This is a genomic window from Dehalobacter sp. 12DCB1 (assembly GCF_004343605.1).
GTDB lineage: Bacteria > Bacillota > Desulfitobacteriia > Desulfitobacteriales > Syntrophobotulaceae > Dehalobacter.
In genome coordinates this window covers 86098-108769 of record NZ_POSF01000019.1, presented here as the reverse complement: position 1 = coordinate 108769, position 22672 = coordinate 86098, and the positions used below count along the sequence as shown (strand labels likewise).

Here is a 22672-nt window from a genome sequence, read left to right as displayed (position 1 = left end):
TATAGTAAGATAAACTGAGAGAATAGATAGAAAAATTGATCAGAATAATTTAAAAGAAGTATCGGAGAAAAGTAAAAATTTAAGGGCTTAGGTATTGAATAATTATTCACATAAGTGTATAATTATTAAAATAAATTATTAAATAAACTAAACGCTGCATTACCGTTACAGGAGGGATATGGATGATTAAAGTTGGAATTCTTGGAGCAACCGGCTATACAGGGCAGGAATTGCTTCGTTTATTAAATAACCATCCGGAGGTCACGCTGGCGTATTTAGGCTCTTCTACATCTGCGGGAAAGCGTATTTCAGATATTTGCCCTCACCTTCAGGAAAGTCTGGAAAACGTGCTGGAGGCGGAGGAGATACCTGATGTCAACGTGATGTTTATGGCACTGCCGCATGGTATAGCAGCGGCCAGAGCTAGGGAATTGATGGAACGCGGCATAAAAATTGTGGATCTTGGAGCCGACTTCAGACTTAAAGACGCCCAGGAGTATGAAAATTGGTATAAGGTTAAGCATGCTGATCCAGCTTTGCTGCCAGAGGCTGTCTACGGACTGCCAGAACTATACAGAAATGAAATTGCAGGGAAAGCCCTTGTGGCGAATCCGGGCTGTTATCCCACAGCATCCCAGCTAGCGCTGGTGCCGCTACTCCGAGCAAGACTACTTGATCCAACCGGCATCATCATCGATGCCAAGTCGGGTGTCTCAGGAGCAGGCCGCGGGATTGTCCAGAACCTTCATTATTCCGAAGTAAATGAGAATTTTAAAGCTTACGGTGTTGGTGTGCATCGCCACACACCGGAGATCGAGCAGCAGCTAAGCGGGGCAGCGGATGCGAAAGTCGTGATTAGTTTTACCCCGCATCTCGTGCCAATGACCCGAGGCATACTGGTTACCGTTTATGCAACTGTCAAGAGTGGAATAACGGAGCAGGAACTGCGGGATTGCTGGCAGCAAGCTTACGAGAAGGAACCGTTTATTCATGTGCTGCCGGAGAAAGAGTGGCCCCAGACGAAATATACGTATGGGAGCAACCACGCATTCCTTCAGCTAAGATATGACCAGCGGACCGGCAGGGTCGTCCTGGTTTCCGTGATTGACAATTTGGTCAAAGGAGCATCCGGCCAGGCCATCCAGAATATGAACATCCTGTTTGAGCTTCCGGAAACGACGGGCCTTCAAACCACTGCGCTCTGGCCATAGGAGATAAATGGACGTTTCATTTGTCCCCAAACATCTAGAGACAGAAAAGATCGAAGGAGGAATAAAAATGACGGATAAATTATATCCTTGGCAAGAAATAAATGGCGGGATTTCCGCGCCGCTCGGATTTTATGCCTGCGGGATTCAAGCAGGCATAAAATATCAAGACAAATACGATCTAGCGCTGATCCTATCTGAGATTCCGGCCAGTGCGGCAGGGATGTTCACGCGCAATGTCGTGAAGGCCCATCCGCTGGTACTCACCGAGAAACATCTTGCAAACGGCAAAGCGCAGGCTATTGTCGTCAATAGCGGTAATGCCAATGCCTGCATGGGAGAGATTGGTGACAACGCTGCCTTGGAGATGGCCAGGGTGACCGCAGCAGAGCTCGCCTTTGCTCCGGAAGATATTCTGGTATCGTCTACAGGGGTAATCGGGCAGGAACTGCCGCTGGCTAAAGTCATCCCAGGAATCAGGCTGGCAGCAAAGGAAGTTCAGGCACTTAAGGGAAAAGTCTCCGAAAGTGAAAAAACTGAATACGCTCACCAGGCGGCGTTGGCTATTATGACCACAGACACGGTTTGCAAAGAACTTGCTTTTGAACTGCAGTGTGCCCAGGGAACGATAAAACTTGGCATCATGGCTAAAGGCTCGGGTATGATCCACCCTAATATGGGAACGATGCTGTGTTTTATCACGACGGATGCGCAGGTTGCGCAGGATAAGCTGAAAGGACTGCTGAAGGCGGCAACGGATGAAAGCTTCAATATGGTGACCGTGGATGGAGATACCAGTACGAACGATATGGTCGTGATCTTAGCCAACGGATTATCGGGAGTTGCGCCGGAAGGTCAGGAATGGGAGAACTTTTCTGCCATGGTCCGGGAAGCCTGCTGTACGATGGCCAAAGCGATTGCAAGAGACGGCGAAGGGGCCAGCAAGTTCCTGGAAGTGAAAGTCGCAGGGGCTGTATCATTGGAAGCCGCCAGAACGATCGCCCGCAGTGTCTGTTCCTCTAATTTGGTGAAATCGGCCATGTATGGTGAAGATGCCAACTGGGGAAGAATCCTGGCTGCAGCAGGATACTCCGGAGCCAGCTTTGATCCGAACAAAGCGGATATCTATCTGAACGGGCTGCAAGTCGCTGCACATGGACAGGGGCTGCCGTTTTCCGAGACGGAAGCTGCGGTTTTGTTGAAGAATACAGACATCAAGGTCGACATCGTCCTAGGTGACGGAAATGAACAGGCTGTGGCCTGGGGCTGTGATCTTACACATAAGTATATTGACATCAACGCTGATTACCGGACGTAAGAATAGAAGCTTAATTGACCGACTATCAAATATAAATGTTATTTACTGGTGATTATCTGTTTAAAACACTTAAGTTTTTTAGGGACACCTTATGAAGAGGGGTAAAGGAGGCGCTCAAAATGGAAGATTTTAGTGCAGAGACCAGCGATTTGGATAAAGCGAATATTCTGATCGAAGCCTTGCCGTATATTCAAAAATTCTCCGGGTCTACCGTTGTGATCAAATATGGCGGGCATGCGATGATCGATCAGGAGCTTAAAGAAAAGGTCATGCTCGATATCGTGCTGCTGCATACGGTTGGCATCCGCCCGGTTATTGTTCACGGCGGAGGACCGGAAATCAATACGATGCTAAAGCGTGTCGGCAAAGAAAGCACGTTTGTACAGGGATTAAGGGTTACGGATAAAGAGACCATGGAAATTGCAGCGATGGTTCTGGTCGGAAAGCTGAACACGGAGATTGTCTCGATGCTAAACAGCTTTGGCGGAAAGGCAGTAGGGCTGAACGGCCAGGACGCTAAACTGCTCGTTGCCGAGAAGAAACCGATGCAATTGGCTAATGAACAAGGAATGGTCAAGGAGATCGATCTCGGATATGTCGGTGAGATCAAGAAGGTTACGCCGGGGATCATTACCAGCCTTCTCGATCAGGGATATATTCCGGTTATTTCACCGCTGGCCGGTGGAGATGATGGCGAAAGCTATAATGTAAATGCCGATACGGCTGCCGGAACCATCGCCGGATGCTTAAAGGCTGACAAATTCCTGCTTTTGACCGATGTTAAGGGAATTATGAGAGATATCAATGATCCAGAGTCTCTTATTTCCGTTATCCCGAAGGAGGATGTACCGGCAATGATGACGGAAGGGATCTTTAAAGGCGGAATGATACCGAAAATAGAATGTGCAGTAAATGCGCTGGAACAGGGAACAGGTACCGTTCATATCCTGGACGGCAGGCAGCCGCATGCGATTTTGCTGGAATTGTTTACTGACGGCGGGATAGGGACGATGATTAAATAAACGGAGAATATTAATAAACCGTATTATAGGGAAGAAAGGTCGATGGTCGATATGAATATAGAGTTGAATACGGAACAAATGATCGCGATGGGCAAAGAAAATGTCATGAATACGTATGGCCGTTTGCCAATGGCGTTAGTCAAAGGATCTGGATCGCTGGTCTGGGACAGTGACGGCAAGCAATATCTGGATTTTGTCGCGGGGCTGGCTGTAACCTCACTTGGACATGCCAATCCGGAGATCGTGGAAACCATCTGCGAACAGGCGGGAGAGATCCTGCATACCTCCAATCTGTACTGGATCCCTGGGCAGGTCAAACTCGCGAAGATGCTGACGGACAATTCGTTTGCGGATAAAGTATTCTTCTGCAACAGCGGAGCGGAGGCCAACGAAGCTGCCATCAAGCTGGTGAGGAAGTATGCCAAGGAGCATTTTAGGGCTGAAAAAATTCAGATCGTATCCCTGAAGAATTCGTTCCATGGCAGGACGCTGGCAACGATAACAGCCACAGGCCAGGCTAAGTACCAGAAGGGATATGAGCCGCTGCCGGAAGGATTCTCCTATACCACGCTGAATGATTTGAGCGGACTGGAAGGGGTTATCAATGAGAAGACTGCGGCTGTAATGATCGAACCTGTGCAAGGGGAAGGCGGCGTGCACCCTGTTTCGCGTGAGTTTCTGCAAAAAGCCAGAGAATTATGCGACAAGTACGGGGCGCTGCTAATCTTTGACGAAGTCCAGTGTGGGCTGGGCAGGACCGGGAAACTATTTGCCTACGAGTGGTCCGGCGTAAAGCCGGATATCCTGACACTGGCCAAAGCACTGGGCAATGGTGTACCGATTGGTGCGATGCTCGCAACAGATAACGCAGCTGCTTCTTTCCAGCCGGGAGACCATGCTTCGACTTTCGGAGGTAACCATCTGGTCTCGGCTGTCGGCTGCAAAGTGATGGAGATCATGACCCGGGAAGATTTTCTGACCGGGATCGAGAACAAGGGGTATTATTTCCAGGATAAGCTGCAGAAGCTTGCTGAAAAATTTGATTTACCCGGTAAGGTCAGGGGGCTCGGGCTGATGGTCGGCCTGCCTGTTGAAGAAAACGGACCCGAGATTGTCAACAACTGCTGTGCAAATGGACTGCTAATCAACTGCGTCGGCGGCAAGACCCTACGTTTCCTACCGCCGCTTACAGTCACATTTGACGAAATTGACAAGGCGATGAAAATTCTGGAGCAGGCCTTTCAAAGGAGCTTTAACGTAAAGTAAGAACAGATAAGATAATAATAACCAACAGATAAAAATGAATAAAAAGGGAGGGCGTAACCAAACTCTATCAGAGTGCCGTTACGCCCCCCTTTTATGATTTTCAGATATCAGCGTAGAACACTAGCGTAAAATAGCTGGTTGTCTGAGTCATATCGTTTTGCAGGAGTATACCGGAATTTGTGTTGCCCAAAACGTGAAAAGCCCGAATTCCTTGTTTCTCAGCCAGCCGGAAAGATGCAGTGAGCGATGCAGGGGAATCCAGGTAATCATTGCCCAGCCTGAAGAGGGCAGGATAATCGAATTCCTGCATATATTTCAAGGTTTCGCGGTCTTTGACCTGGGCTTCGGCCCGGGTCAGATAATGTGAAAAGTCAACCGACGAGATCAGAACCGTATGTTCATTCAGAAAAGGCTCGATCCCGGCAAGCAACGTATTGACTTCCTGAAGGGTGACATCATGATGCAGAATGAGCGGTACAATTTTTGCTTTGGGAAGATAATGCTTAATAAGCGGCACTAGCGAGCCAATGGAATGTTCCGAAGAGAGGTTTTCCTCATCTCTGCTCGCCAGGCTGTTTTTAAGCAGAAGGTTGACCGTCGGCTGATCCGTTTCGACAAGGCCTTCAGGAGTCTCCCAGTTATACAGGCCTGTAATAATCCGGTTCCCTTTGTTAAGATGGTTTGGGCCTACCAGGATGATTAGGCCTGGCTCCTGCGCGGCAAGTATTTGCATCAGATCATTAATGAGGCGGGCGGCTGTCAGATGATGCGGCATCACGGCACTTACGATTCTTTTATCTGCCTTGGAAGGTACAGCAGGCTGGTCGGTCAGGATAGCATTTAATTCCTCCGTGGTGATAAAACCGGGATGGGAGGAAACGGATATCCCGTCGTCTTCGCCGGAGGACTTTTCCGTTAGGCTTGTTCCGCCGCATCCGGAAAGGAGTAAGAAAAAAAAGCATAATAATAGTAAGGCAGTCATGTTTAAGGTAGTTTTACATAAAACAAAGCAGCGAATATTCGTAATAGGTCATGCCCCCATTTTATTTGATCACAATCCTGGATTGGCTGCCGCTTGTGTAGACAATACTGTTCTTAATGTTGCTCAAAACGGGTGCTTCACAGTTGAATTCACCAGGTGAGATAACTCGTGCCAGATACGTAATCGTGCCTTTGTCCTTGCCGACCTGGAAGACCAGCTTTTGTCCATTGACTTCTGTTGGATAATCCCAGTGATTTTTGGCAGTCGGGTCTTCATTGTAATTTTCGGGACGTGGGATAAGAGCAAGACCGGCAGGAAGCACATCCACAATTTCATAAAGCCCCTGGGGCGCTTTATCGCCGATGTTATAGCTTAACACAACCTGGACGAGGTCCTGGCGATGGAAGGTATTTGTCACCATACTGCCGACGCGATAGGTACGGCTGATCTTAAGATCTGTATTTTCTGATCCTTCTCCGGCCTGAACCGGAACACTGTAGTAGCTTATCATGCCAACCTTGCCTTTAATCCTGGTAAATGATATCTTCGTTAAATCCTCAGGTAGAATGGTCAGTTTAAAGAAGTTCATATTTTTTAAGATTTTGGTCTCTTTTTTCCCGTTTAGTTCATAGGTAAAGCTTACAGGCGAAGAGGCCATATACTGAAGATTGTAGCGGAGTATTTCCAGCTGCTCGAGCGTATTCAAAATATCTTTGCCTGGATTCTCAAGCAGGTACTGGTAAAGCTTGCTTTTCTCCGGCTGGTCCAGGCGCGCTGCCAGAAGTGCCATCCGGGTTGTAGCCAGAATCATATCATCCTGATCTCTTCCTACGTTGATTCGCAGTACGGAACCGAGGTCCTGCTGATAAGTGCTGAGCAATTCCTTATAAACCTGTTTGGCGTAGGCTCCATCCCCGGTTTCCAGAAGAGCCAGAGCCAGGTTGATCTTTGCTTCCGCAGACAAATCTTCCTTCTGCATATAGCTGTCAATCTGCAGAAGAACAGGCTCTCCCAGGGAAGCGAGCCCGAGAAGAATTACACTTTCATCTTCTGCCGTAGGTGTCTGACTTCCCTGATTTCCTTGATCTCCCCCTTTTCCTGCTTCTGCGTCTTTAGCTTCCAGAATTCTGTAAAAATAGCGGATTAAGGCCTGATCATCAAAGACACCTGGGGCAGCGGAAGCGACCATTGCCGACAAGGCCGGATCACTTTCTCCATAAGAGAGGATGCTGATTCCACCGTCGGGCCGCTGATAAAGGAGCAGAGAAGCCCGATCCTCCGTATCTCCAACCAGAGAGATATTAGATTCGGGACTGTCGGAAAAGTACTTTTCCAAAAGCTTGGCGGCTTCCTGGGCGGCAAGCTTTTGCTCAAGGCGACTTCCATTATTCCAGATCAGCTGGTAAAGACCCCGGAGGTACTGGCTCTTCTCAGAATCACTGAAGATCACTGTCGTTGGTTCTTCAGAAGAACCCTTGAGTCCCTGGCCTTCCGTTAAAAGATTTTGGTCCGATACAATCCTCTGCTGAAACGATTTCACAGCGGTAAATTCCTTGGTCAGCGTGTCAGTAAGGCCATTTTGGCTGCCGGATACGGTCAGATGGTAAGTGCCTGCTTCGAGGGCCGGCAGCTTCCAATCTGCAGCAGAAAATGCTGTATCACTTTGATGCCAGGTCTGTTCCTTGCCGCTGGGACTGCTTAGTTTCATGGTATAAGAAACATTTTGGCTGTTTTTCAGTTTTTCTCCATAAGAACGTGTAAGAATAATTGGAGAATCTCCTGCGAGATAATTGCTGTTCAGTGTCACTTCGACAAAGAATGGCAGGCGTACCGGAAGCTGTGAGGTGCCACTTCCAGCCTGAAGATTCTGAGTAAAAGCCTGGTAGGTAACCCGCCAGGACGTCAGATTGTCCGGTAGGGTGAAGTCCGTTGAGGCATTCCCGCTACTGTCGGTTTGCAGCGTGGTGAAGAGTATGGTATCCCGAAAATCACTGCGTCCCGAACCGCCCTCCCCGCCAGACTCAGCAAAACCATAAAAACCAGGGTGATAATGGGACTTTCTGGTTATCAGTGTCAGATACTGATTATCGCCATAGAGGCTGTTCAGAAGGTCCACACTCTGGTTTTGCAGGCTGAATAGGGCTTCATCAACAAGATTTAGATTAATCTGAGCCCTTTTAACCGGGGCATTGTTGCCGTCGGTCACCTTAAGACTCAAGTGAACTTTATCGCCGGGCCGATATTCTGTCTTATCCGATTGTACCGCGACATTCAGTTTTTTTGTTTGGCTTGCAAACGGTATCATAACGCTGCTCGCTTCATAGTAGCTGCTCCCGTCGAAGTAGACCCCGCCTACGGTAACATTCGGAATGTACAAATCGGTAAACAAAAAGCTGTACTTAGGGGTGGTGCTTACCTGGTAGGCATCAATGACTTTTTGACCGTGGTAGAATAAAATATTTCTTCCGGCAGGATTTAAAACTTGGCTATTGACCATCATGGACACCTGAACTTGGTCCCCAGGATTATAACCGTCAATACCAGGTGTTCCCTGCAGGAAGTAATAAGCATTATCCGGCTGAGGGTCCTGCTTGCTGATGTATAATTGTCTTGTAAAGGATCGACCGTCACTGTCCTGTGCTGTAAGATAGAGATTGTAGGATTCCTTCGGATCAATTTGACCTGTATATTTCAGTGTTCCGTCAAAATCTGTCGTTAGTGTAAACTCACTGACCAGTTTTGTGGCATAGTCATAATTATAAGATCTGACTACTTTTTTACTGATGAAATCATAGTACTGACCTGTTTCGGTTCTTGTAACGACTTCCTGGTAGAGCTTAGCTTTCACCGGGGCATTGGCAACCGGCCCCTGAAGATAGTTCTCTTCAGAAGCAAATTCTCCATTGTTTAGCTTGGTCAAATCAACAGATGATAATTTGGCGGAGAGGGTATAGGTATCTTTCTGGCGGATCGCTTGGCCGTTGATGTAGACTTTGCTTTTAAAGACAAGCAGTTCAGTGTAATTGTAGATTTCCCCTGCTTCGGGAAGGGTGGCGTTGGCTGAACAAGTCTGAAAATCGTAGTCCGTATAATTCTCTGCGCGAGCCTTGCCGGTATAGGAAAGTACTGCCGTTCCTTTTGCATCGGTAGTCAAGTCACCTTCCTGATCAGATAAAAAGTAGTGCAAAGACAGACTTGGGACAGGCGTGCTTTCAAAGAAGGCGGCTGAGAACCGAAAATTCACCTTCTCTCCGGCGAAGATGGCTTTCTTATCTTGAGTCAATGTTACTTGATAGGCCGGTTTTTGGTAGTTTTCTACAGAAAAGCTTCGTGAGAGCAGTTGAACATCGCCAGATTTAACCTGCAGGTCATAGTAACCGGGTTTTAGAACGGGAAGTTTGATTTGACCCTGAAAACAATCATCTTTTACTGCGGTCTCCTGGATCAGGATCGGAGAAATCTCACCCCCCGGGTAGTAGGCACCGTCATAACCATATACTTCAATTGTGAGATTGCGAAGCGGTTCAATCCGGCTGCCCTGCGCACTGTTCCCGGACCGCGGGGCAGTGATTCCCCAGAAGTTCACCGTATCCCCAGGCTTATAAAGTCCTCGGTCTAAATAGAGATACTTCCAGTAATCCGACGGATTGATCTGGCCGGTGTTACCTTCTTCATCCCAGGCTTCTATGGGGACAAGGATCTCTTTGCCTCCCTGCCGGATCCAAGCATAACTTCTCTGCTCGCCGGACAGCTTTTGCTTGATCAAAACCGTACCGGATTTATCCGTACTGGCGATAATCTTCTTATTTTCAAGACTGACAGTGGCTTCAGCAACGGATGCTTTGGTCTGCAGGTCATTAACCCAAAAGAGGCTTTCGTCCTGTCCCTGGGCAAGGTAGACGGCAAGATCGGTTACCTGGAACCAGACTTGCCTGACGGATTCCTCTGCCTGGAATTCTGCAGAATAGTACCCTGCTTCCAGTGTTCCTGGTAGCATGATGTATTGATTGTAAGGGTCTGTCTTCAGAAATTCGGTGTCATATTCAGCCAGTATGTAGGCTGACGGTAGTTTTTCGAGATAATGGTTCCAGGTATAGTAGGACCAGTCAGGCAGAACATCCCGTTTCGTCAGAGAGGCTTGAAAGCTTTGGTGATCCGGATAGCGGTAAAGGTTGATATGAAGCGGAGGCGTATCTATGATTTGACCTTCCGAATATGTATTGTTGGTGAAATATACGGAAAATGCAGGCTGCTCACTGGTGCTGAATTCGGTCAGACTTGTGTTCAGATCAAACGTAAAAGGAGGATTGTTCTGTTCAACCGTCCCGGTCTCAAAGCTGAAACGATAGTCTTCGAACAGGGTTTCCGTCGTACCGGGGAGTACAAAGCCTTTTTTGAGCGTGACCGTATAGACGGTGGCCGATTGCAGTGCTTCCGGCGTAAATACCAGCGTTTTTTTGTGCTTTTCGAAAGCCCCCTTCACCTCGGGTGAGATACTGAAATAATCCTTCAGGCTGCTAATTTCATAGTTGTCGGAAGAGAAAGTCAATTCAATTCCTGTGTCTACCGGAACAGCGGTGCTTTTATCTCCGGGAAGGGAACGAAGCACCTGAAAGGCTGCTTTGGTCTGGAAGGCCCAGCTGAGGTTTTCCTTTCCCGATGCTTCCGGATCAAAGGCCAGACGATAAATCGTATTCGGCGCTAATTCTTCCTCGGGAATAATTTTATAGCTCTTGCCATTATTCTGTTTATCCAAGGTGTAGGAAAATTTCGGACTAAGCTTGAGTGATGCTTTCACTGTTTTTTCTGTCAGGCTTTCTTTACTGGTCAGTAAAAAAGTTGTCGTGGTATCAACTCCGAGCTGATCCAAGTCAACCGCAGTAATAGCGATATCCGAGGCCAAAACTGTTCTGTCATTCAGACGGAAAAAGTCAAATCCGTAAAAAATGCTGATAGCCATCACAAGAACTAAGGCGATGCTGATTGACTTTTTCCAACTCATCAAGTTCCTGAAATTCTTTGCCATGAATTAACCATCCTTTCGACACAATACGATGGTATTGTCAGTTTAATATCCTATTAGAAGTATCTGATAACAGATTAGAAGTGTTTAACAACATATTAGACGTAATTAATCGATAATTCTATACAGCCTGACAAATATCCTTTTTATGGATGAAGCACTTGTTTTATGGATTTGCAGCCGCCTCTGCTGCTGCACGCCATACTATGCTTATGCAAGAACGCTCTTCTTCAGACCATGTGCACTTCTTTAGACCGCGCTCGTTTAGACTTGAGAAAAAAGAATTTTGGTTGTAGACTATTAGAGATATAGGGTCGAAAGGGTTGAAACGATTCTGGAGAAAACAGATTGGGATTAGACCGGAGGAAGAAACGTGGATTATTCGGATAAAGTTATTGAACATTTTATGTGCCCGCAAAATGTGGGAAGCATGCCTGACGCGGATGCCGAGGGAATCTTCGGAGATGTGTCCTGCGGAGATTCGCTGACGATCTATCTGAAAGTAAAGGATGGTATCCTGACGGATATCAGTTACCTGGTGTTTGGCTGCGCCGCGGCTGTAGCAGCAAGCAGCATGTTTACAGTTTTAGTCAAAGGAAAAAGTATTGAGGAGGCTTTAGATATAGGCGGCAGAGACGTTTTCAACGCGCTGGATGGCCTGCCGGCAAGTAAAGTTCATTGTTCCGTGCTGGGTCCCCAGGCCCTGAAAAAAGCTATCGAAGATTATGAATCCAAAAGAAAAGATCAGAGCTAAAAGTGTCGAAAATCTTGCCAAAATGGCAGAAATATGATGAAATTTTTGATTATTTACGATATGATAATAAATAGTTTCAATAACAATGCCTGCAATCATGATGTCTGCACCATATACAGAACGCCATAGGTGAAAGGATTTGAAAGTATGAAGCTGTCCCAGCGCATTCTGGGCATGAAGCCGTCTGCTACGTTGGCTGTTGACGCCAAAGCCAAAGAATTAAAGAGCCAGGGAAAGAATGTTATTTCGTTTGGATCCGGGGAACCAGATTTCGTGTCCCCGCCGTCCGCTTTCAAGTATGCGGCGGAAGCGATGGAAAAAGGGAAAACTCATTATACATCAACACCTGGGGTTCCTGAACTTCGTCAAGAAATTTGTGCTTATTACCAAAAGGAATTTGGTCTGAAGTTTGATCCGGGACAGGTAGTCGTTGGCCCGGGAGCCAAACCTTGCATATATGAAGCGCTGGCAGCGATCGTTGATCCAGGGGATGAGATTGTCCTACTTGCGCCGGCTTGGGTAAGCTATATCGAACAGATCCATCTTGTAGATGGGAAACCGGTGATCGTGGAAACAGAAGATAGTGGTTTTATACCAAGATTGGACCGCGTAGAAGCCGCAATTACGGACAGAACCATCGCACTTTTGCTGAACTCCCCATCCAATCCGACAGGGGTCCTATTTAACGAGAAGACCGTTAGAGGCCTGGCTGAGATCGCCCAGAAGCATGATCTCTGGCTGATTTGGGATGAGATTTATGAGAAGCTGGTTTACGGTCAGAACAAACATATTAATCCGCTGCAACTTATGCCGGAGCTGGCTTCCCGGACAATTATCATTAACGGGGTGAGCAAAGCCTATGCGATGACAGGCTGGCGGATCGGTTATTCGATTGCCCCACTCGAGTTATCTTCCAAGATTAATTCGTTTCAAAGCCATCTGACCTCGAATGCCTGCTCCATTGCCCAATGGGCCGCAGTCGGGGCGATGCGGGAAAGCAGGGAAGATGTGCTGAGAATGAAGGCGGCTTTTAGTGACAGACGGGATCTGATTTGCGGACTTTTGCGTAAAATGCCGCATATCTCCTTTCCGGAACCTGAAGGCGCCTTTTATGTTTTTGTAAATATTAAGAACTGTATCGGCATGTCCTTTGAAGGACAGAAGATCAAGGATGATATCGGATTCTGCAATATGCTGTTGGACTCCGAATTGGTTGCCGTTGTACCCGGCAGCGCCTTCTTGGCATCGGGATATTTACGGATTTCTTATGCAAGTTCTCCGGAACAGATAACGGAAGGTATGAAAAGGCTGCATTGCTTTTTGGCTAAGCTGAAATAGCGAGGTTTGTCGTAAAACTGTAAGTTACAAAAAGATACCGCCAATAGTATAAAAGCTATCAGCGGTATCTTTTTGATTTGATGTTAAGCAAGAAGCATTTTCTGCCTATTCGGCAGGCGGAATAGGCAGAAAGCTGGATGTAGCGTTAATCTGAGCAAATTCCTTGAACATTTGTCCCTTGAGTCGCGGGAAAACCGCCTTAATTTCCTCTGACAGGTCCATGCCCCATTCCAGACTCTTCGGTTGAACACCATAGATCAGGGTTTGGGGAGTATTCCCCAGAATGCCCGCCAGTGCAAGAACTTCCAGAATGCCCACCTGATGAAACGATACTTGGTACTTCTCCGGGAAAACCCGGATATCTTCCGGACAGAACCGGAAGACACTGCCAGGCTCTGTCTGGGCATTGATCGCATCCACGATGATCAGGAAATCAATTTCCTTGATCAGATGAACCAGTTCCAGACCGGCTGTTCCGCCTTCCAGCAGCTCGACATTGTCAGGAAGTTCTTCAGGCTTAAATTCATTTAAAAACTGAACGCCTAAGCCTTCGTCACTTAGTAAAACGTTCCCTACGCCCATCAGCATAATTTTTGGTGGAGTCATACGTGAAGTCCTTTCCTAAAAAGTTTCGTAAAGTAAAGCTAGTAATACGATGATACTAGCTTTACTTTTAATATTATACTCAATATGATTGAATTAAATTTTTAGCCTGCAAATATCAGCTTTTTACGGCCGACTGATTTGCTTTGTTAGCGCCGCCCTTTTCTTTCTTACCGGTTTTACCGAAGAACATCAGAAAAAACTCATCCTTAGCTTCAGTAAAGACAAGGTAAACATGAACAAAGATGATCGCAATAAACAACCACATCACAACATAGTGGATCCCTCTGACTGCAGCCAGGCTGCCAAGTGCTTGAGCAGCTCCTGAGAACTTCATCGGCAGATATAGAATGATCCCGGTGATGGCCTGAAAGACTGCCAGGACTGGTAATGCAATATAGGCAAATTTCTGCAGCGGGTTGTACTTGTTGGTCTTTGGATGTTCCTTACTAATAAACAGATAATATTTAATCTGGGGGATAAAAGTCTTCAGATCCAGTTTGTTCAGGAAAAACTCCTTATAATCTTTATTTTTCCCGAAAAAGGAGACATAGAAACGTACAATCCCATTGATCACCAGAATGTACATGAAGATAAAGTGGAGATTTCTGGCGACATTCATATTGGCTCCCTGGAAAGGAGCATGGATGACAAAACCGGTCGAGATCAGGACCGCAAAGGTGATTAAGTTTATCCAGTGAGAGATTCGCTGGATAAGCGGATGATCAGATGCTTTAGCCATTTTTTGTTCCCTCTCTTTCCTTAGAAGCCAATCTGGTATTTCTTAATTTCGTTACTTTGCGGATCGATTAGGTGAATTGCACAAGCCAGACATGGGTCATAGGAACGGATGACACGGACGACATTGATCGGATTGTCCGGATCTGGTACCGGTACCCCAATCATGGATTTGTCAACCGGGCCTAAAACGCCGTTTCCATCTGTCGGTGAAAAGTTCCAAGTCGAGGGGACGACCATTTGGTAATTTGCTGTTTTATGGTCTTCAACTTTAATCCAGTGGCCAAGCGACCCGCGGGCAACTTCAATCAGGCCTGCGCCCTGACCGCTTTTAGGGATTTCCCAATGATCGGTATCATGGATCTTAAAATTTGGCTTGCCCATTTCGGCAATGAGGGAATCGACCCATTCGAGCATTTTCTTAGCCATAAGAATGGTTTCCACCGCCCGGGCGGCATGACGAGCGACAGCGCCGGGCTTGATGTTATATTTCGTAATAACGTCCATAAGCACTTTCGGCTGCATGACGAGCATACGGGCGAGCGGTCCGACTTCCATCGGTTTGCCTTCATAGCGCGGTGCTTTGACATAGGTATAGGCGTCCTTCTTATCCAAATCAATAACCGTGTCTTCCTCATAAGGAGTTCTGCCTTTGTCGCTCTTGTACCAGGCATGCGTGATATCTTCCGTGATTTTGTCGATGCTGAACGGATGAACGGTCGCCAGGTTATTGTCGAGAACGATACCCGGTGTAAATAACAAATCTTTTCCTTCTGCATCTCCGGCAAATCCACCATAAGACATGTAATTGCCATGACTACCGCCAACGCCGGCCTGGGCCAGAGGCAGAAGCGGCCCGGTTCCGAAGGTCAGGACATCCTGAAGGTAGACATTTTCAACGAAGGCGATCTGCTCCATCAGCATAGAACGGTATTGGAAGACTTGCTCCAGTGTCGGCAGTATCGTGACGCCGCCAACTACGATCGAGGACTGGTGTGGTTGTTTACCGGCAAATATCGCGGACATTTTCTTGGCTTTTGCCTGCATTTCCAAGGCTTTCAGGTAATGCGCAACAGCCAACGTAACAAGTTCAGGATCATTTACACAATATTGATCGGGGTTGTAACGCGGCGTCAGAGGCGCTGTATCGTTAGCTGCAACCAGTTTCAAAATTTTGTCCTTAACGCCGTTCAAACCGGCATCATTGCCTTTGTACTGGGCAATCGCCATGACATCTAAATAATCCAGAGCAGACAGATGATAGAAATGGAGCGGGTGGTCATGCAAAAGTGTTGCGCCGTAAATCAGATTCCGAATAAGGCGGCCGCCGTAGGGGACTTCAGCACCAAAAGCGGCGTCCAAAGCCAGCGCGGAAGCCAAGCCATGTACTGTTGAGCAAACGCCACAGGCGCGTTCCGTAACATAACTGGCATCTCTGGGATCGCGACCGACAACCAGGTTTTCAAGACCCCTGTACATGGTGCCAATGACGCGGGAGTTCGAGACGACACCGTTTTCAATTTCTACTTCAATTTTCAAGTGGCCTTCGATACGGGTAATAGGATCAATAACAATTTTTTGTGCAGACATTCCTTACTCCTCCTTATGTCCATGGTCTTTTTTGCCTAAACGGCCGGTGGTTGCCGTAGCTGCAAGGTGAACGGCAATGCCTGCTACGGCAACGCCTCCGATAATCTTGCCGGTAGCATCGGCATTGATTTGGCCGATACCGGGAAGTTCAAAGCCTTCTTGTTTGTCATAAAGAGGACTGAAGGTTTTAAAGAATCCTGCCTCTGAACAGCCGGAACACGGTGAACCGGCGTTGATACAGAAGTTGGTATTGTCGTTGTACCAAACCTGTGCGCAGTCGGTATACGTCTTCGGGCCTTTGCAGCCTTTCAGGAGCAGACAATAGTCTTTTTGGGTGGGATCATTCCAGTCTTTCAGATAGTTGCCGGCTTCAAACTGGCCACGGCGCGGGCAGTTGTCATGAAGCAGCTTACCGTAGAAAACGACCGGGCGGGCCTGATCATCCAAGGGTGGGACCGTGCCATAGGTCAGGTAGTAAACAATCGTTCCGAGCATGGTGGCCGGTTTGACTGGACAGCATGGGAGATTGATGACAGGAGTTGAAATGTTATTTTGTTTCAACAGTTCACGGACGCCGACAGCGTCAACCTCACAGGCTCCGGGGATTCCAGCGCCATCGGTTGCACAGCTGCCGACGGCAATAATGGCCTGAGCTTTCTTGGAAGCTTCCAGAACGGTTTCCCGGAAAGGTTTGCCGCCGACCATGCAATACCTGTCTTCCTTCGAGGGAATAGCTCCTTCGACGACGAGCACAAAGTTTTCTTTCAGGGCTTCCTGATAAGCTTCCTCGGCCTTATAGCCGGAAGCCGCCATAATGGTCTCATGATAACGAATTGAAAGCATATCCAGGACCACTTCGGCTGCTGACGGATTAAGTGTTGCCAAAAGTGACTCGGAACAGCCTGTGCATTCCATTCCATGCAGCCATACGACCGGCGGTTTGTCCAAGGCGGTCTCAACAGCTTGAGTGACCTTGGGAGATACTGCAGCAGGGAGACCTAAAGCTGCCGTAGTTGCAGCCATCAATTTCAAAAAGCTGCGTCGGGATACTCCTCTTGCTGCCAGAGCATCAAATGTGTTCATTCTGCAATTCCTCCTCCACATGTCCAAAAAATAACATTCTTACTTAATATAAAATAGGATAAAAATTATAAATATTTAGATAATACATTTTCGTAAAAATATATTATTGCAGTGAGCAATATACCGAAAAAAATCATCCAAATATATATAAAGTTTATCTATTTTCCAAATTAATAGATGCAAGAAGCGTACCAAAACATCAAAACATAAAACAGCCGAAAAAACATGCAAATAAGCCAACACGAAAAAGTCATAGCTAGATCAAAATTATCAAAATAGACAAAATATTTATCTTTCTGATACAGATTGTATCATCTGGAGAGACAAAAGCCTTCAAAAAAACAACTTAAGGTCAATGCAATCAGTAAAGATGTTCTTGCAGTTTAAATTCCGGGTAATTCAACGTGCCGTTATTCATTCCATAAATACCATAAAACATGATACAAATGACGATAATGATCCAAACCATCATTTTCAGAATGGAGTTCTTGCTAATCAATAGACTGACACCGGCACCGATCAACAGCAGAGGCCAGAGCTTCCTGAGTGATAGGAAAAAAGTCCCGATGATTGAAAACGAAAAAACGTCAAGATTACTAAGCAGCCAGATTACACCGATTAGAATGATCACCGCACCCAGGGTAATGTTTTTTTTCATTAATGATCTCTCCTCGCAAACAACACGTAAACACCAACGGCAATCAAACCTATGGGCAGCAGGATGTCAATGTCGAACCAGTCGAAGAGTCTGTCTGACAAAAATACGGCACCAACAATGATCAGTGCAATGCCAAATACTTTAAGGCTTTTGTCTTTATTGATAGCCTGATCATAATCATTATTCGGGATATCTGCTGAGCCGGCATAGTTTTGAGAACTGCCGAATGAGCCAAAAGGTTTTTGAGGAATCACTACCCAGCAGACGAGATAGGCAAGAATTCCAATCCCAGCAAAAAATGCGAGCAGCCAGATGATCCGTACAATCGTAGGATCTATTTCAAAATATTCCGCAATTCCAGAGCAGACCCCTGCAATCACTTTGTTTTGAGACCGATAGATTTGTTTACTCATGACCCATCCCCCTTAATCCAATTCAAAAGAACCTTCTTCGACGGTTTAGCTTCTTCGCGGAATCGAAAAGTCATTTCTTCATAAATCTATGGATTCTCATCATTTATATTCCAGCGGGTCTATTTTGAGAGCTCCATCTGTTTGGGTATTGATATCCCATGATGATCCCATAAGATTATATTAACACGAAGGACGGAAAGTGGGTAGAAAAATTTATATTATTTTTTCTAATAACTTCAGACGGTAAGGTAGACAATGAATAATAACCCCCTCAGATGGAAAAATAATTCTGCTGAATTTGTTTGAGGGGGAATGCAACCTGAATTCACATCATCAAAGAATCACTGACAAAGATAAGAATAACCTTCATGTTGGGATAGACATAGGCTCCACCACTATTAAAATAGCTGTCTTAAATAAAGAAGGCGTTCTGTTGTTCAGCCGGTATACCCGGCATTACTCGGATATCTGGAGCACGTTGCAAAGACTGGTGGAGGAAGCCGGCCAGAAATATGCCGCATTTCCGCTGACGGTAGCAGTTACAGGTTCAGGCGGACTGGCTGTGGCTGAGCATCTGGGCATTTCATTTATTCAGGAGGTCATCGCCGGAAGCAAAGCAGTGGACCGTTATCTGCCAGGAACCGATGTTGTCATTGAGCTTGGGGGAGAAGATGCCAAGATAACCTTTTTTTACAAGGGGTTTGATCAGCGGATGAATGGGATTTGTGCGGGAGGAACGGGCGCTTTTATTGATCAAATGGCTGTCCTGTTAAAGACGGATGCGGCTGGTCTAGATGCGCTGGCTGCCCAAAGCCGGGTCATCTATCCGATTGCCGCTCGTTGCGGAGTTTTTGCCAAAACCGATATTCAGCCTCTCTTAAATGAAGGAGTCCGCAAGGAGGACATTGCAGCTTCGATCTTTCAGGCGGTTGTGAATCAAACTATTGGAGGGCTCTCCTGCGGACATAAAATTAAAGGAAAAGTTGGCTTCCTTGGAGGGCCGCTTCACTTCCTGCCACAGCTAAGGGTTCGCTTTCAGGAAACATTGGGGCTCAAGGATGAAGATATGCTTGTGCCGGAAAATTCCGAAGTTTATGTGGCTATCGGAGCGGCCCTTGCCTCTGTTCAGGATAAAGATATTACATTTGAACAGCTTGGTCAAAAATTGAAAACAGATCTAAAAAAACTTCAGTATGAAACAGCTAGACTTGATCCGCTTTTTGCAGATGAAGAGGAATACCGCGCATTTGTTAGGCGGCATGCCCAAAATATTGTCAGCACAAATCAGCTAGAGACGTACCAGGGCCAATGTTTTTTTGGTCTGGATGTCGGATCCACCACGACAAAAGCTGTTTTAATCGATCCGCAAGGCACCCTTCTTTATTCCGCCTATACCAATAATGAAGGCAACCCTTTGGATTCAGCAGTCAATATTCTGAAAGAACTATACAACAGGCTTCCAGAAAATACGGAAATTGCTTATTCTGCCGTGACTGGCTACGGAGAAAAACTGGTTCAGGCAGCTCTTTTTTTTGATATGGGGGAAGTCGAGACCATTGCTCATTACACAGCCGCCAATCATTTTTTGCCTGGAGTCAACCTGATTCTGGACATTGGCGGACAGGATATGAAGTGCCTCAAAGTAAAAAACGGTGTGATTGAAAATATTATGCTAAATGAAGCCTGTTCATCCGGCTGCGGTTCGTTTATTGAAACATTTGCGAGGTCACTGGAAATGAATGTGGCGGATTTTGCCCGCAAAGGACTTTTGGCTCAAAATCCTGCTGATTTAGGATCAAGATGTACCGTTTTCATGAATTCCAAAGTTAAACAGGCCCAAAAAGAAGGCATGACGGTCGCGGATATTTCGGCAGGATTATCCTACTCCGTGATAAAAAACGCGCTCTATAAAGTAATTAAGTTAAAAAGTTCTGAGGAATTCGGTGAAAAGGTTATTGTCCAGGGAGGAACTTTCTTGAATGATGCTGTGGTTCGCAGCCTGGAACAGACCATCGGCCGAGAAGTCGTCCGTCCGGACATTGCTGGCCTCATGGGCGCTTTTGGCGCGGCCCTCCTGGCCAGGAACGCCTGGCGGGAGGGAGTGGTTACGTCGCTGCTTTCCCCAGAGCAACTCAATAACTTTTCGGTGGAAGTCAGCGCGGCCCGCTGCGGAAACTGTCAGAACCACTGTTTGCTTACGGTCAACTGTTTCGGCGACGGGCGCAGGCACATCACAGGAAACCGCTGTGAAAAAGGATCGGAACGCGATCAGACAGATGAAATTCCGGATCTCTATGCCTATAAACTGAACAGGATCTTTCATTATACGCCGCTGGCCAAAGGGAAAGCAGTCAGAGGAACCATTGGGATCCCAAGGGTTTTGAATATGTTCGAGAATTATCCTTTTTGGTTTACCTTTTTCACCCGTCTTGGTTTCCGGGTGGAGCTGTCGCCGGTTTCCACCCGGAAGATTTATGAGGCGGGCATGGAGACAATTTGTTCCGATACCGTTTGTTATCCTGCCAAACTTGTTCACGGTCATATCGTGTCATTGATTAAACAAGGCGTGAAATTCATATTTTATCCCTGCATACCGAAGGAGAGAAAAGAAATAGCCGGGGCGGACAACTGCTTTAATTGCCCGGTGATCAGCGCTTATCCGGAAGTGATCAAAGCCAATATGGATGAGTTAAAGCAAAGCGGTGTCCGATTCTGGAACCCTTTTCTGCCGTATGAAGATAAAAAAATGCTTAGTAAGAGATTATATGAAGAGCTGAAACATTTAGGTATGACCCTTGCAGAAATCATCCAGGCCGTCGACGCAGCCTGGGATGAAGATCTTAATTTCAAACGAGATATCCGCAAAAAAGGAGAAGAGGTCTTGCGGTGGCTTGCTGAAACAGGGAATCGTGGGATTGTTCTTTCCGGCAGGCCTTACCATCTCGATCAGGAAGTCAACCACGGCATACCTAAAGTCATCACGGCTCTCGGGATGGCAGTGCTTACCGAGGATTCGGTAGCCCATCTTGGAAAAGTGATCAGACCGCTCCGGGTGCTGGACCAGTGGATGTATCACTCCCGGCTTTACGAAGCAGCAGATTTTGTTGCCGGACGACCGGAGCTCGAACTTGTCCAGTTAAACTCATTTGGCTGCGGGCCAGATTCGATAGCTGCGGAACAAGCCCAGGAAATTTTACATAAAGCCGGTAAAATCTATACCATGATTAAAATAGATGAGGTCAGCAATCTGGGTGCGGTCAGAATAAGGCTCCGCTCACTTAAAGCTGCGATGGATGTCAGAATAAAGCATGATCATCTGATGGAGGATCCGGCAAAGGGGCCGAATACTGTTCAGAGACCAATCTTTACCAAGGAAATGCGTAAGACACATACCATTCTTGCTCCGCAGATGGCGCCGATCCATTTTGAATTTGCCCAGGAGGTCGCCCGTTCGGAGGGGTACCGTTTTGAAGTACTGGCTAGAGTTGATAAAGAAGATATTGAAGAAGGCTTGAAATATGTTAACAATGATTCCTGTTACCCTTCGGTCATTATTATCGGGCAGCTATTAAGAGCGTTAAAATCCGGAAAATACGATCTGAACAACACCTCGGTCATTATAACCCAGACTGGGGGACCCTGCCGGGCCAGCAATTATTTGGGGCTGTTAAAGAAAGCGCTTCAGGTCTCGGGACTGGAACACATCCCAATACTCTCACTCAATGTCTCAGGCTTAGAGAAAAATCCCGGATTTAAGCTGACGGTCTCCATGGCGGTCAAAGCAATCATGGCGATGCTTTACGGAGACCTGCTGATGAAGGTTTTCTACCGTGTAAGGCCTTATGAAATAAATACGGGAACAGCGGATCTGCTTCTTCGGAAGTGGATAAATATCTGCAAGATCAATGTTGCCAATGGAGACCGCAGCTTATTTCGTGAAAACTTGAAGGGCATTGTTCGGGATTTTGAAAATATTGAGATTGTTCAGCGGAGAAAACCCAGGGTTGGTCTAGTCGGGGAGATCCTCGTAAAATTTCACCCTGCGGCGAATAACAACATGGCCGAGTTTATTGAAAAAGAGGGCGCAGAAATGGTAGTTCCGGGACTGATGGAGTTTTTCCTTTACTGCTGCTACGGGAAGGAATTCAACTACAGATATCTTGCCGGTAAGCGATCTTCCAGAGTCATCGGAAATCTGTTAGTCAAGTATACGGAAAGCTATCGTGAAGATTTAAGGGCTGCCTTAAAGAATAGTAAAAGATTTGATATCCCGCCGACGATTCAGGAGATGGCGGAAAGTGTCAAGCCATTCCTTTCCCTGGGTAACCAGACCGGAGAGGGTTGGCTGCTGACTGCGGAAATGGTGGAACTGATCAAAAGCGGCGCCAACAATATTATCTGCATGCAGCCGTTTGCCTGTCTGCCAAATCATATTACCGGCAAAGGAATGATCAAAACCCTGAAAGAGCGGTATCCCCAGACCAATATTGTTGCTGTGGATTATGATCCCGGAGCCAGTGAAGTGAACCAGATCAATCGGATTAAGCTGATGCTGGAGAGAGCTTTTGGCTGAATCTTTTGGTCTATTCTGCCTATTGTTTTAAGTGCCTGTTTTTTATAAATTTGAGTATCTTATCCTCGGCTCTTGTGCTAAGATAGTGTGGGAAGATTTCACC

Annotated in this window: 15 protein-coding genes; 7 read left to right on the top strand and 8 right to left on the bottom strand. The window is 46.7% G+C overall.

The genetic code is table 11. From position 1 onward, the window contains the following. Nucleotides 1–182 precede the first annotated feature (182 nt). From argC to C1I38_RS12580, 4 genes are all read left to right on the top strand, one after another. A complete protein-coding gene (argC, locus tag C1I38_RS12595; protein WP_020491277.1) occupies nucleotides 183–1211 on the top strand; it encodes an N-acetyl-gamma-glutamyl-phosphate reductase in 1029 nt (342 codons plus the stop codon). A 67-nt stretch (nucleotides 1212–1278) separates the two neighbouring features. Beyond that, the gene (gene argJ / locus C1I38_RS12590; protein WP_119774980.1) at nucleotides 1279–2526 is read left to right on the top strand and encodes a bifunctional glutamate N-acetyltransferase/amino-acid acetyltransferase ArgJ; all 1248 of its coding nucleotides are present in this window, start codon (nucleotides 1279–1281) and stop codon (nucleotides 2524–2526) included. A gap of 119 nt (nucleotides 2527–2645) precedes the next feature. Continuing rightward, nucleotides 2646–3548, top strand: coding sequence for an acetylglutamate kinase (argB, locus tag C1I38_RS12585; protein WP_119774981.1), 903 nt, complete (start codon nucleotides 2646–2648; stop codon nucleotides 3546–3548). 42 nt (nucleotides 3549–3590) lie between these two features. Then, complete coding sequence (locus C1I38_RS12580; protein ID WP_119774982.1) at nucleotides 3591–4814, top strand: aspartate aminotransferase family protein; 1224 nt, start codon at nucleotides 3591–3593, stop codon at nucleotides 4812–4814. 100 nt (nucleotides 4815–4914) lie between these two features. On the opposite strand, the gene amrB is transcribed toward C1I38_RS12580, so the two are convergent. Beyond that, nucleotides 4915–5796, bottom strand: coding sequence for an AmmeMemoRadiSam system protein B (gene amrB / locus C1I38_RS12575; RefSeq protein WP_119774983.1), 882 nt, complete (start codon nucleotides 5794–5796; stop codon nucleotides 4915–4917). Nucleotides 5797–5857: 61 nt separating this feature from the next. Beyond that, nucleotides 5858–10822, bottom strand: coding sequence for an Ig-like domain-containing protein (locus C1I38_RS12570; RefSeq protein WP_119774984.1), 4965 nt, complete (start codon nucleotides 10820–10822; stop codon nucleotides 5858–5860). Between the two features lie 370 nt (nucleotides 10823–11192). Between C1I38_RS12570 and C1I38_RS12565 the strand changes: the two genes are divergently transcribed. Next, nucleotides 11193–11573: an iron-sulfur cluster assembly scaffold protein gene (locus C1I38_RS12565; protein WP_119774985.1), complete on the top strand. Its 381-nt coding sequence runs from the start codon at nucleotides 11193–11195 to the stop codon at nucleotides 11571–11573. A gap of 147 nt (nucleotides 11574–11720) precedes the next feature. Further along, nucleotides 11721–12911 carry a pyridoxal phosphate-dependent aminotransferase gene (locus tag C1I38_RS12560; protein WP_119774986.1) on the top strand — a complete coding sequence of 397 codons (1191 nt, stop codon included), beginning with the start codon at nucleotides 11721–11723 and terminating at the stop codon, nucleotides 12909–12911. A gap of 105 nt (nucleotides 12912–13016) precedes the next feature. Here C1I38_RS12560 and C1I38_RS12555 read toward each other — a convergent pair whose 3' ends face one another. The 6 genes from C1I38_RS12555 to C1I38_RS12530 all read right to left on the bottom strand — a co-directional run bounded on the left by C1I38_RS12555 (nucleotide 13017) and on the right by C1I38_RS12530 (nucleotide 17996). Then, nucleotides 13017–13517 (bottom strand): HyaD/HybD family hydrogenase maturation endopeptidase, encoded by a 501-nt coding sequence (locus tag C1I38_RS12555; RefSeq protein ID WP_026156230.1) that lies wholly within the window; start codon nucleotides 13515–13517, stop codon nucleotides 13017–13019. Between the two features lie 115 nt (nucleotides 13518–13632). Further along, nucleotides 13633–14256 (bottom strand): Ni/Fe-hydrogenase, b-type cytochrome subunit, encoded by a 624-nt coding sequence (gene cybH / locus C1I38_RS12550; protein WP_020491268.1) that lies wholly within the window; start codon nucleotides 14254–14256, stop codon nucleotides 13633–13635. A gap of 20 nt (nucleotides 14257–14276) precedes the next feature. Further along, nucleotides 14277–15842, bottom strand: coding sequence for a nickel-dependent hydrogenase large subunit (locus C1I38_RS12545; protein WP_119774987.1), 1566 nt, complete (start codon nucleotides 15840–15842; stop codon nucleotides 14277–14279). Between the two features lie 3 nt (nucleotides 15843–15845). Beyond that, on the bottom strand, nucleotides 15846–16925 hold the full coding sequence (locus tag C1I38_RS12540; RefSeq protein WP_119774988.1) for a hydrogenase small subunit: 1080 nt from the start codon (nucleotides 16923–16925) through the stop codon (nucleotides 15846–15848). Between the two features lie 361 nt (nucleotides 16926–17286). Next, nucleotides 17287–17583: a DUF5668 domain-containing protein gene (locus C1I38_RS12535; protein WP_119774989.1), complete on the bottom strand. Its 297-nt coding sequence runs from the start codon at nucleotides 17581–17583 to the stop codon at nucleotides 17287–17289. Beyond that, the gene (locus C1I38_RS12530) at nucleotides 17583–17996 is read right to left on the bottom strand and encodes a PspC domain-containing protein (protein ID WP_119774990.1); all 414 of its coding nucleotides are present in this window, start codon (nucleotides 17994–17996) and stop codon (nucleotides 17583–17585) included. The genes C1I38_RS12535 and C1I38_RS12530 overlap by 1 nt, the downstream gene beginning before the upstream one ends. A 340-nt stretch (nucleotides 17997–18336) precedes the next feature. On the opposite strand from C1I38_RS12530, the gene C1I38_RS12525 reads away from it, so the two are divergent. Beyond that, nucleotides 18337–22569 (top strand): 2-hydroxyacyl-CoA dehydratase, encoded by a 4233-nt coding sequence (locus C1I38_RS12525; RefSeq protein ID WP_243103664.1) that lies wholly within the window; start codon nucleotides 18337–18339, stop codon nucleotides 22567–22569. Nucleotides 22570–22672 lie beyond the last annotated feature (103 nt).